Below are 12,065 nucleotides of genomic sequence, written 5' to 3'. Positions count from 1 at the left end.
GCCCACCCTTCCCGCTGGTCGCACCAAACACCAGCTCAGCGGCAATCAATGTGCGCCAGGCAAACGCCCAACCAATCTTCAACCCGGCGAGGATCGACGGCAGCGCCGCCGGGATCAGGATGAACAGCACGAGGCGCATGCCCTTGAGGCCATAGTTGCGCCCGGCCATGCGCAGGGTTTCCGAGACGCCGAGGAAGCCGGCGTAGGTGTTCAGCGCCAGTGCCCAGAGCACCGAATGCACCAGCACGAAAATCAGGCTGTTCTGGCCCAATCCAAACCACAGCAGCGCCAGCGGCAGCAGGGCGATGGCCGGCAAGGGGTTGAACATTGAGGTCAGGGTGCTGAGCAGATCGCGACCGAACTGCGTCGACACCGCCAGTGTGGTCAGGGCAAACGCCAGGACAATGCCGATCAGATAGCCCTTGAGCAATACCACCAGGGAAATCCACACCTTGCTTAGCAATTCACCGCTGAGCAGGCCGTCGTACAGCGCGTGTGAGGTCTGCAAAAAGCTCGGCAGCAGCAGGTCGTTGTTCTGATAGCGCGCAACGGCCTCCCAGAGCACTGCGAGCAACACAAGGATCAGGCTTTTACGCAACCAGCCCTGCTGCCACAGGCGTTGGCCAAGGGGTAGTTCACGCTCCAGCGGCACGCTGGTCAGTGGCTGCAAAACCGTTTCGAACTCTTCACGCGGGGATGATAAATGGCTCATCGGACCCTCCTCTCAACTGGCTCAATAAGCGATGCGGATGTCGGCGAAATCCAGTTCATGTTCGGCTTGCGGTGACTGGCTTTCGTCGAACAACAGCCGGTGAATACGTCGCGCCGACTCCTGAAACGCCACACCGCCCAGGCTATGCAAATCGTATTGGTGGCTGTGGACTTCCGCCCTCACCCGGCCCGGATGGGGTGACAGCAACAGAATGCGATTGCCCACCACCAGCGCCTCTTCGATAGAGTGCGTGACGAACAGCAGCGTGAAGCGCACTTCCTCCCAGAGCAGCAGCAACTCTTCCTGCATCTTGCGCCGGGTCAGGGCATCGAGCGCGGCAAAGGGTTCGTCCATCAACAGGATTTTCGGCTGCATCGCCAGCGCCCTGGCGATGGCAACGCGCGCCTTCATGCCACCGGACAAAGTGTGCGGATAGGCATCGGCAAATGCGGCGAGGCCGACTTTTTCCAGATAGTGCAGCGCCCGCTCTTCGGCCTCCTTGCGCTTGAGGGTTTTCGAGGCCAGAAGCGGAAACATCACGTTCTGCTTCACGGTTTTCCACGGCGGCAGTTGATCGAACTCCTGGAACACCACGATCCGGTCCGGCCCCGGCGCATCGACGCGCTGGCCCTGCAGACGGATCTCGCCTTCCACTGGCTGGATGAAGCCGGCGGCGGCCTTGAGCAACGTCGACTTGCCACAACCGGACGGCCCGAGCAGGACAAAGCGGTCCGCCGGATCGATCTCGAAACTGACTTGATGGGTCGCCCGCACCACCCGCTGCGGCGTGCGGTATTCGAGGCTGACGTTATCGACCGACAGCAGCGCCTGGGCTGCCGCGATCGGTTTGCTGACCGTGTGGCCTTGCAAAGGGGCGTTCATTTCGATCAGCTCCCTTGCAGCGGCGTGGCGTCCTGGAAGAAGTAGTCCTTCCATGAATCCGGTTTGTTTTTGATCGCGCCGACGCGGTAGAGGAACTCGGCCAACGGGTAAGTGTTTTTCGGCGTGATGCTGAATTCGAACTGCGGGTTGTCGATGATTTTCAGCAACGCGGCACGGTCGATTTTGGCCTTGGTAACGCGGATGTACGTGTCCGCCGCTGCGCCTTTATCGTTCTGCGCGAATTGCGCCGCTTCGGTCAGTGCATCGATAAACGCCTTGTAGGTTTTCGGGTTCTCATTGCGGAATTTCTCGGTGGCGAACAGTACCGTCGGCGAGTTCGGACCGAGCAGGTCATAGGTGTTCAGCACCACGTGCACATTGGGATTGGCCAGTTCCTGATCCTGGAACGGCGGGTTGGAAAAGTGCCCGCTCAGCTCGGTGCCGCCGGCCACCAGCGCCGCTGTCGCGTCGGGGTGCGGAACGGCGATGGTGTACTTGTCGAGGCGATTGAACTCCTTGTCGCCCCACTGTTTGGCCGCCGCGTATTGCAGGAAGCGCGACTGCACCGACACGCCCACCGCCGGCACCGCGATACGGTCCTTCTCGGTGAAGTCGGCGATGGTTTTGACCTTGGGGTTATTACTCACCAGGTAGTACGGGAAGTTGCCCAGGGAAGCCACGGCTTTTACGTTCTGCTTGCCGTGGGTGCGATCCCAGATGGTCAACAGCGGGCCGACACCGGCGCCGGCAATGTCGATCGAGCCCGACAGCAACGCATCGTTGACCGCTGCGCCGCCGGAGAGCTGAGTCCAGTCGACCTTGATGTCGATGCCTTCCTGCTTGCCGTACTTCTCGATCAGGTTCTGATCGCGCACCACATTGAGCAGCAGGTAAACGATGCCGAACTGTTCGGCAATGCGGATTTCACCTTCGGCGTGGGCCACGGTCGGCGCCACCAGGCTGCCGGCGATCAGGCTGAAACCCAGGCCGATGGCCGCGGCCAGCGGTGCGAATGGAAGACGTTTGGACATGATCAGATCTCCGACAAATCAGAAAGGCGCGTCGCCCTGGATGGTGGTGCGATACAGCTTGCGGCGCAGATGGCTGGGGCATCCGGCGGCGAGGTGAATCAGCGAACGGTTGTCCCAGAACACCAGGTCATGGGGCTGCCATTGATGGCGGTAGATGTTTTGCGGCAGAACGCTGTGAGCATAGAGTTCGGTCAGCAGTTGCTGGCTCTCGTCTTCCGGCAGGCCAACGATGCGGGTGGTGAACCCCTCGCTGACGAACAACGCCTTGCGGCCGTTTTCCGGGTGGGTGCGCACGACCGGGTGGACGACTTCGGCGACCTGGGCGAGTTGCTCCGGGGTCAGGGTCGGGCGCCAGTTGCCTTCGAACTTGGTTTCGCTGTAACGCGCCGTGTAGGAGTGCGCCGCCGAGCGACCTTCCACCGCTTTGCGCAACGCGAGCGGCAGGCTGTCCCAGGCTTTGTGCATGTCGGCGAACAAGGTGTCGCCGCCTTCTGACGGCAGCTCCTGGGCATGCAGCATCGAGCCCAGGCTCGGCAGCTCCTTATAAGAAAGATCGGAGTGCCAGAACTTGCCGGCGTCGCCCAAGCCGATGTTCTGGCCGTTCTCGACGATGTTGGAAACGATGAGGATTTCCGGATGCCCTGCCAGCAGGAACTGTTTGAGCACGTGGATCTGCAATACGCCAAAACGGCGGCTGAAATCGATCTGTTGCTCAGGGGTGATGCGCTGGTCGCGGAACACCACCACGTGATGATCCAGGTGCGCGCGGTGAATGCGGGCGAAGTCCTGATCATTGATCAGACGGGACAAATCGAGACCGATGATCTCGGCGCCCACCGCTCCGCTGAACGGGCGGATTTCAAAGAATTGTGGCGCGATGCTTGGCGAAGCTGAAGCTGCAGACATAAATCACTCCCACGCACGGCACGCTCAAAGGCGCGCGCGTCGATCAGAAACTCACGGAGGTCCCGTGTTGGTTCGTGTCGTGCGGCGCGCCGATTGGTCGGCAGGTACGCAGGAGATTGACTTTATAGATATAAGAATTGAAATTTAAATACCGTTAACGAATAACGATATGGCGATTGCTAAGGGAATGGAGGAATCGCGGTGTGACGTTATTTATCACTTTCTGACAGGGTTGTAGTGTTTTGGCGGACGCTATCGCGGGCAAGCCCGGCTCCCACAGGTTTTTGTGTCAAACACATGATCGTGTTTCAACAAAGAACCTTGTGGGAGCGGCGATGCGGCGATCCAACTTGCCCGCGATGGGGCCAGTGAATCCACTACAGATCTAGCGCTCGTGCAGCGCCTCGGCCCGCGCGCGGATGATCGGTTTGAGCAGATAGCTCAGCACGGTCTTCTTGCCGGTGATGATGTCCACCGAAGCCACCATCCCCGGAATGATCAGCAACGGCTTTTCATCGGTGCCCAAGTGGCTGCGGTCGGTGCGCAGCTTGATGATGTAGTAGGTGGTCTTCTTGTCTTCATCGGTGATGGTGTCGGCGCCGATCTGCTCCAGCTTGGCCTTCAACCCGCCGTAGATGGTGTAGTCATAGGCGGTGAATTTCACCGTCGCTTCCTGTCCCGGATGCAGGAACGCGATGTCCTGCGGACGGATCTTCGCCTCGACCAGCAAGGTGTCGTCCAGCGGTACGATTTCCACCAGGTCGCTGCCTGGCTGGATAACCCCGCCGATGGTATTGACCAGCAACTTGTTGACGATGCCCCGCACTGGCGAAGTGACCAGCGTCCGGCTGACCCGGTCTTCCAGGGCCTTGCCGGTGGCCTGGGCCTTGTTCAGGTCGGTGCGTGCTTCATTGAGCTGGGTCAGGGCTTCGCTACGGAACTTGCCACGGGTTTCATCGACCTTGCGCTGCACTTCCTTGATTGCCGATTCGGCACGCGGAATGGCCAGGGTAGTGGCGTCGAGCTGACCACGGGTCTCCGCTTCGGCACGCCTGAGGCGCAGGACTTCCACCGGCGAGACCGCGCCCTGGGCCACCAACGGCTCGGACATGCTGATTTCCTGGCGCTGGAAGCCCAATTGCTGGCGATACTGCGCCTGCTTGGAAGTGAATTCGCGCAGCTCTTGCTGGCGCTGGATCAGTTGCTCCTGCAAGCCGCCAATCTCATCGTGCAACTGTTGGCGGCGGCTTATATAGAGCGACTCTTCGCTCTTGGCCTGACCCGGCACGGCCTTGAGCACATCCTCGGGGAAGTTCAGCGGGCGATCTTCGACCTCGGCGCTCAGGCGTTCGACCCGCAGCAGCATCGACAACCGATCGGCCTCGGTTTCGCCGACGTTCGAAGCAAAGCGCGTGTCGTCCAGGCGAATCAGCGGTGCGCCGGCTTCGACGATCTGGCCTTCCTTGACGAACAGTTCGGCAACGATACCGCCTTCAAGGTTCTGGATTTTCTGGATCTTCGACGACGGAATCGCCTTGCCGTCGCCCTTGGTCACCTCGTCGATCACCGCGAAGTTGGCCCAGAGCATCAGGAACACGAAGAACGCGATGATCGCCCAGATCGTCAGCCGCACCACCCGTGGCGCATCCTCGATCAGCGCCTTGTTGACCTCCGGAAGTGGCTGGCCCTCAAGCGAAGCAGAGCCTTTGAAGTAGCGACGGATCGAATCCTTACCCGACTTAAGCAACACTGATCTGCCCCTTCTTCAACGCTTCCATCACCGCGGCTTTCGGGCCGTCGGCGAGTATCTGCCCGCGGTCGATCACGATCAGCCGATCCACCAGCGACAACAGCGATGCCCGGTGCGTCACCAGCACCATAGTCTTGTTTTCGATCACCGCTGCCAGGCGCTGCTTGAGGCGCTCTTCGCCGGTGTTGTCCATGGCGCTGGTCGGCTCGTCGAGCAGCAGGATCGGCGGGTTGAGCAACAATGCACGGGCCAGGGCGACGTTTTGCCGTTGACCACCGGAGAGGTTCTGCCCGCGCTCGCCGACTTGCAGTTCGTAGCCCTGCGGATGCAGGCGCGCATACTCGTGGACGCCGGCCAGTTCTGCGGCTTGCAGCACCAGTTCGTCCTCGACATACCGCGCGCCGGAAACCAGGTTGTCGCGCAAGGTGCCGGCGAGCAACTGAATGTCCTGGGGCACGTAGCCGATGTTGTAGCGCAGTTCGCTGACGTCGATCTGGCGGATATCCACACCGTCGACCAACAACGCACCGTCATCCGGCTGATACAGCCCCACCAGCAATTTCGCCAACGAGCTCTTGCCCGAGCCGCTTCGGCCAATGATGCCGACCTTCTCGCCGGGACTGATCGACAGGTTGATGTTCTTCAGCGCCAGGTTCTGCTGTTGCGGGTAGGTGAAGTTGAGCTGGCGACATTCAATACCGCCCTGCAGCACCTTGCGGCTGAGCGGACGTTCTTCGAAATTGCGCTCCTGGGGGAGCTCCATCATCTGGTCGACCGAGGTCATGGTCACCCGCGCCTGCTGATAACGAGTCAGCAGCCCGGACAGTGACGCCAGCGGGCTGAGCGCACGGCCACTGAGCATGTAGCAGGCAATCAAGCCACCCATGCTCAGGTGACCGTCGATGATCTGGTACACGCCGAAGACGATCATGATCACCCCGGCCAGTTGCTGGATCAGCAAGGTGATGTTCATCGCCAGGCCAGAGAGCATTTTCACCCGCAACTCAAGACGACTGAGGGTGCCGATGGTCTGCTCCCACTGATACTGGCGTTCGCTTTCGGCGTTGTTGACCTTCACCGCATCCAGGCCGGCCAGGGTTTCGATCAGGCTCGACTGACGCTCGGCCCCCAGCGCCATGGTCCGCTCCATGGTCGCCACCAGGGGTTTCTGCAAGGCATAACCGATGGCCAAGGCGATCGGGAACGCCAGCACCGGAATCCACACCAGGTGCCCGCCGAGGATCGCGATGACGATAAAGATCAGAATCGTGAACGGCAGGTCGATCAGGCTGGTCAGCGTCAGCGAGGCGAGGAAGTCGCGCAGGCTCTGGAACTCATGGATGTTCTGGGCAAAGCTGCCGACCCGCGCCGGCCGGTATTTCATGGCCATGCCGACGATGCGCTCGAACAGCGTGGCCGAGATGATCAGGTCGGTTTTCTTGCCGGCCAGATCCAGGCACAGGCTGCGCAGGCTTTTCAGGATCAGGTCGAAGAGGTAGGCGCCGGTGATGCCGAGTGCCAGCACCCAGAGCGTCGCTTCGGCCTGGTTCGGCACGACGCGGTCGTAGACGTTCATCACGAACAACGGCGCGGCCATGGCAATGATGTTGATCAGAAAACTGGCGGCGATCGCGTCGGCGTACAACCAACGCGAACGCTTGAGGGTGTCGCGGAACCACGAGCGCGCACGCGGAATCAGCGTGCCGTGATTGACGTCGAATTTGTGCTGCGGCTGGGCGAAAAAGACCTTGCCGGTGTAGTCGTCGGCCAACAGTTCGCGGTTGACCAGGGACTCACCGCCATCGCTTTCGCTGAGCAGTACCCGCACCTGGTCTTCGCCTTGCCAGCCGAGCAGGACGGCACTGCGACCGTCCTTGAGCAGCAACAATGCAGGCATGGCAATCGCCGGAATATCCTCCAGCTTGCGTTGCAGCACCCGACCTTGCAGCCCGGCGCGAGCAGCCGCACGAGGCAGCAACTCGACACTCAAGCGCTGCTCGGGCAGCGGCAGGCCGGTGGTCAGCATTGCCGCGCTGGCAGGTTTCTGGTGCAGCATGCAAAGAGCGAGCAGACCATCCAGTAACGGATCGTCATGCAACGCGCGCGGATCATGAATGAGTTGAACCCGACTGACTTCTGATTCCACGCTCGGCACTCTTGGCTAACAATTGAACAATGAAGGTCCTGCTCAATTCATACCGGGCAATTGGACCTTGGGCTTCACGTCGTTCTGCACAACGGATGCCAATGGTGCGACCACTCCCTGGCTCTTGAGCAACTCGCCCATGGTCGCCTTGATTCGGTACTGAGTAAATAACTGAATGTTCTTGATCTCCGCCAGACGGCGAGAAGAGGAGAACAGTTCGTTCTCACTGTCGAGCAAATCGAGCAGGGTACGCTCACCGAGGCTGAACTGACGCTGGTAGGCGGTACGCACGGCGGTGCTGTGATCGACGTATTGCTGGGCGATCGGCACCTGCGCATTGGCATTGTTCAGCGCGTTCCAGGCCAGGCCCAGCTCTTCATTCAATTGGCGCAGGGCGTTGTTGCGGATATCCAGCGCCTGGTTCGACAGGTAGGACTTGGATTCCAGATCGGCCTTGTTGCTGCCGCCGGAATACAGGTTGAAGCGCATGCGCAGCATGGCTTGCCATTCGTTGTTGTGACCGTTCTGACCATCAATGTCGTTGTCCGCGGAGCGACCCAACTCAGCATCGAAGCGCGGGTAGAAAGTCGACTTGGCCGTGTCGTACTGCTTCTCGGCAGCGGCGATATCGGATTCGGCCGAGCGCAGGATCGGGCTGTTTTCCAGCATCTGCGCACGGGCTTCATTCAGGTTGGCCGGCATCAGCGCCAGGAAGCTCGCCGGGCGCTCCAGTTGATCCGGCATCTGGCCGACAGCGGAGAGATAGTTGGTTTCGGCGTCAGCCAGATTGGTCTGCTCGGTGATCAGATTGTTGCGCGCCTGGGCCATCCGCGCCTCGGCCTGATCGAGGTCGGCACCACTGCCGACGCCACGCTGGGTGCGCAACTGGATCTGGTCGTAAATACGTTGGTGGCTCTTGAGATTTTCCTCGGCCAGACGCACGAATTCGCGGCGGGTCAGCACGTCGAGATAGACCTGAGCCACGGTCAGCCCGGTGCGCTCGGAGGTACTCAGCAGCGAGTAGGCGCGGGAGTTGACGGTAGCTTGTTGACGCCCGACTTCGCTGGACGTCGCAAAACCGTCAAAGACCATCTGGGTCAGACGCAAACTTGACTCACTGCGATTCAGGGTTTCGAAGTGATTGTTGCTGCCGTCTCGCGTCGTCACGCTATCGGTGCCTTCACGACCATAACCGCCCAGCAGGTCGACCCGTGGCAAGTACCCACCTTTCGCCGCTTTCAACTGATAGTCCGCAGCCAATCGGCTGTTGACGCCCGCCTGGACCTCCGGATGGACATCCAGCGCTTGTTGCATGGCTTCTGGTAAGGATTGCGCCTGGACGAAAGACGCGGCGAGGGCGAAAGGTATTGCCATGAACAAAGGCGAACGCATTGTAGGAATTTCCCAGAACTTCTTGTCTTGAATCACAGCAAAAGAACGCGCTGTGTCGGAAGATGGCGAGCGGAATGACCGTATGTCGGAAAGTTCAAAAGCGGAACTGGATCACATACCGAGGACAGGTCACAGCTCAAATATCAATGTGACATTACTGGGACGATTGTTTAGGATGGCATCCAGAAGGTCAATAGTTTGGCATAAAGTTAATAGCGAAAAAATATAGCCAAAATATTGACTAATTGCTGCGTCAAACTTGTGCATCTATTTTGCAATGTACGTCCAGACTGGTCGGCGCAGACGCCATCAGGTCTATGGAAGTCAACTGAACGTGACACCCCGGAGAGTCTTCAATGAGCAGTGTTGTTGCCATCGTCAAAAGCATTGTCGGTCAGGTATTCGTGGTGTCCCCCGAGGGCATCCGCCGCGTTCTAGTTGAAGGCGACAAACTGTATGCCGGTGACCAGATCGACACTGGCCTTTCCGGTGCCGTGTCCCTGGAACTGGCCGATGGCCGCACCCTGGATCTGGGCCGTGACACCCAGTGGAGCGCTGACGCCCCGGACTCCGGCACTGACCTGGCAGCTGCCACCGCGCAAGCCGCGCCGTCGGTTGAAGAGCTGCAACAAGCAATTGTCGCCGGTGCCGACCCGACCAAAGACCTTGAAGCTACCGCTGCGGGCCCGACGGCGTCGGGTTCTGGTGGTGCCGCCGGTGGCGGTCATAGCTTCGTGATGCTCGACGCCACCGCTGGCCGCGTCGATCCGAGCATTGGCTTCCCGACCGCGGGTATCAACTCTGCCGGGCAAACAACTCTGGAAATCCTGGGTGGCCAGACCACCAACGCCAACGTTAATGCCAATACCCCGAGTGAATCAGTCCTCAGCCTCAGTGCCACGCCGACCATCACCGAGGCCGGTGGCGTGTTGGTGTACACCGCGACCCTGACCCAGGCACCGCTGAGCGACCTGACTGTCACGTTGTCCAACGGCGCCGTGATCGTGATTCCCGCAGGCTCGACCACCGGCACCGTCAACGTGCCATTGGCTGCGAACGACACTGTCTATAACGACGCGACCCAGATCGAAGTAACCGTCACCGGCACCAGCGGCGGTAACGGCATCACTGTGACGCCGCCGACTACCCCCGCCGTGACCCAGGTCACCGATACCGTCGACACCACCACGGTCACCCTGACGGCCGGCAATACCGTCACCGAAGGTGGCCAGATCACCTACACCGCCACCCTGACCAATCCGGCGCAGACGCCAGTAACCGTCACTCTGTCCAACGGTTCGACCATCACTATCGCCGCCGGCCAGACCAGCGGCAGCGTCAACGTGCCGACTGCGGCCAACGATGTTTATGTGAATGGCAGCACTGTCAGCACCACCATCACCGGTACCACTGGCGGCAACTTCGAAAACCTAGTGCCGAACACCACCCCGGCTGTGACCACCATCACCGACTCCGTGGACAACACCGGGCTGACCCTGACGGCCACCGGCAACATCACCGAAGGCGGCCAGATCACCTACACCGCCACCCTGACCAATCCGGCCGGTACGCCGATGACAGTGACCTTGAGCAACGGTTCGGTCATTACCATCGAAGCGGGCCAGACCAGCGGCAGCGTCAACGTGCCGACTGCGGCCAACGACGTCTATGTCAACGGCAGCACCGTCAGCACCACCATCACCGGTACCACTGGCGGCAACTTCGAAAACCTGGTGCCGAACACCACCCCGGCCGTGACCACCATCACCGATTCCGTGGACAACACCGGGCTGACCCTGACGGCCACCGGCAACATCACCGAAGGCGGCCAGATCACCTACACCGCGACCCTGACCAATCCGGCCGGTACGCCGATGACCGTGACCTTGAGCAACGGTTCGGTCATTACCATCGAAGCGGGCCAGACCAGCGGCAGCGTCAACGTACCGACTGCGGCCAACGATGTTTATGTGAATGGCAGCACTGTCAGCACCACCATCACCGGTACCACTGGCGGCAACTTTGAAAACCTGGTGCCGAACACCACCCCGGCTGTGACCACCATCACCGACTCCGTGGACAACACCGGGCTGACCCTAACCGCCACCGGCAACATCACCGAAGGCGGCCAGATCACCTACACCGCGACCCTGACCAACCCGGCCGGTACGCCGATGACCGTGACCTTGAGCAACGGCTCGGTCATCACCATCGAAGCGGGTCAGACCAGCGGCAGCGTCAACGTGCCGACTGCGGCCAATGACGTCTATGTCAACGGCAGCACCGTCAGCACTACCATCACCGGTACCACCGGCGGCAACTTCGAGAACCTGGTACCGAGCACCACCCCGGCTGTGACCACCATCACCGACTCCGTGGACAACACCGGGCTGACCCTAACCGCCACCGGCAACATCACCGAAGGCGGCCAGATCACCTACACCGCGACCCTGACCAATCCGGCCGGTACGCCGATGACCGTGACCTTGAGCAACGGTTCGGTCATTACCATCGAAGCGGGCCAGACCAGCGGCAGCGTCAACGTGCCGACTGCGGCCAACGATGTTTATGTGAATGGCAGCACTGTCAGCACCACCATCACCGGTACCACTGGCGGCAACTTTGAAAACCTGGTGCCGAACACCACCCCGGCTGTGACCACCATCACCGACTCCGTGGACAACACCGGGCTGACCCTAACCGCCACCGGCAACATCACCGAAGGCGGCCAGATCACCTACACCGCGACCCTGACCAACCCGGCCGGTACGCCGATGACCGTGACCTTGAGCAACGGCTCGGTCATCACCATCGAAGCGGGTCAGACCAGCGGCAGCGTCAACGTGCCGACTGCGGCCAATGACGTCTATGTCAACGGCAGCACCGTCAGCACTACCATCACCGGTACCACCGGCGGCAACTTCGAGAACCTGGTACCGAGCACCACCCCGGCTGTGACCACCATCACCGACTCCGTGGACAACACCGGGCTGACCCTAACCGCCACCGGCAACATCACCGAAGGCGGCCAGATCACCTACACCGCCACCCTGACCAATCCGGCCGGTACGCCGATGACCGTGACCTTGAGCAACGGTTCGGTCATTACCATCGAAGCGGGCCAGACCAGCGGCAGCGTCAACGTGCCGACTGCGGCCAACGATGTTTATGTGAATGGCAGCACTGTCAGCACCACCATCACCGGTACCACTGGCGGCAACTTCGAAAACCTGGTGCCGAACACCA

At 60.6% G+C, this 12,065-nt stretch carries 8 protein-coding genes; 1 reads left to right on the top strand and 7 read right to left on the bottom strand.

What is annotated here, in order from left to right:
• From KGA96_RS29305 to KGA96_RS29275, 7 genes are all read right to left on the bottom strand, one after another.
• Nucleotides 1–712, bottom strand: a 712-nt coding sequence (locus KGA96_RS29305) for an ABC transporter permease (protein ID WP_223516031.1), incomplete at its 3' end; no start/stop codon positions are given.
• Nucleotides 713–733: 21 nt separating this feature from the next.
• Nucleotides 734–1,594: an ABC transporter ATP-binding protein gene (locus tag KGA96_RS29300; RefSeq protein ID WP_046040670.1), complete on the bottom strand. Its 861-nt coding sequence runs from the start codon at nucleotides 1,592–1,594 to the stop codon at nucleotides 734–736.
• Nucleotides 1,595–1,599: 5 nt separating this feature from the next.
• Nucleotides 1,600–2,625 (bottom strand): ABC transporter substrate-binding protein, encoded by a 1,026-nt coding sequence (locus tag KGA96_RS29295; RefSeq protein ID WP_223465419.1) that lies wholly within the window; start codon nucleotides 2,623–2,625, stop codon nucleotides 1,600–1,602.
• A gap of 18 nt (nucleotides 2,626–2,643) precedes the next feature.
• Nucleotides 2,644–3,531: a TauD/TfdA dioxygenase family protein gene (locus KGA96_RS29290; protein ID WP_223465420.1), complete on the bottom strand. Its 888-nt coding sequence runs from the start codon at nucleotides 3,529–3,531 to the stop codon at nucleotides 2,644–2,646.
• A 385-nt stretch (nucleotides 3,532–3,916) separates the two neighbouring features.
• Nucleotides 3,917–5,281 (bottom strand): HlyD family type I secretion periplasmic adaptor subunit, encoded by a 1,365-nt coding sequence (locus tag KGA96_RS29285; RefSeq protein ID WP_046040666.1) that lies wholly within the window; start codon nucleotides 5,279–5,281, stop codon nucleotides 3,917–3,919.
• On the bottom strand, nucleotides 5,271–7,427 hold the full coding sequence (locus tag KGA96_RS29280; protein WP_223465421.1) for a type I secretion system permease/ATPase: 2,157 nt from the start codon (nucleotides 7,425–7,427) through the stop codon (nucleotides 5,271–5,273). Before KGA96_RS29280 ends, KGA96_RS29285 begins: the two co-directional genes overlap by 11 nt.
• A gap of 42 nt (nucleotides 7,428–7,469) precedes the next feature.
• Nucleotides 7,470–8,819 carry a TolC family outer membrane protein gene (locus tag KGA96_RS29275; RefSeq protein ID WP_223516028.1) on the bottom strand — a complete coding sequence of 450 codons (1,350 nt, stop codon included), beginning with the start codon at nucleotides 8,817–8,819 and terminating at the stop codon, nucleotides 7,470–7,472.
• Nucleotides 8,820–9,175: 356 nt separating this feature from the next.
• On the opposite strand from KGA96_RS29275, the gene KGA96_RS29270 reads away from it, so the two are divergent.
• Nucleotides 9,176–12,065 (top strand): retention module-containing protein (locus tag KGA96_RS29270; RefSeq protein ID WP_223516026.1); only part of this gene is annotated, 2,890 nt, incomplete at its 3' end.

The organism is Pseudomonas sp. GL-R-26 (genome assembly GCF_019947365.1).
In the GTDB taxonomy this organism is placed as follows: Bacteria; Pseudomonadota; Gammaproteobacteria; order Pseudomonadales; family Pseudomonadaceae; genus Aquipseudomonas.
The sequence above is the reverse complement of the archived record's forward strand: the minus strand, read 5'-3'. Positions and strand labels throughout refer to the sequence as shown.

What these genes read in the sequence shown, in the direction of transcription:
- KGA96_RS29300 (WP_046040670.1), bottom strand. Translation starts at nt 1,594, where the DNA reads ATGAACGCCCCTTTGCAAGGCCACACGGTCAGCAAACCGATCGCGGCA.
- KGA96_RS29295 (WP_223465419.1), bottom strand. Translation starts at nt 2,625, where the DNA reads ATGTCCAAACGTCTTCCATTCGCACCGCTGGCCGCGGCCATCGGCCTG.
- KGA96_RS29290 (WP_223465420.1), bottom strand. Translation starts at nt 3,531, where the DNA reads ATGTCTGCAGCTTCAGCTTCGCCAAGCATCGCGCCACAATTCTTTGAA.
- KGA96_RS29275 (WP_223516028.1), bottom strand. Translation starts at nt 8,819, where the DNA reads ATGCGTTCGCCTTTGTTCATGGCAATACCTTTCGCCCTCGCCGCGTCT.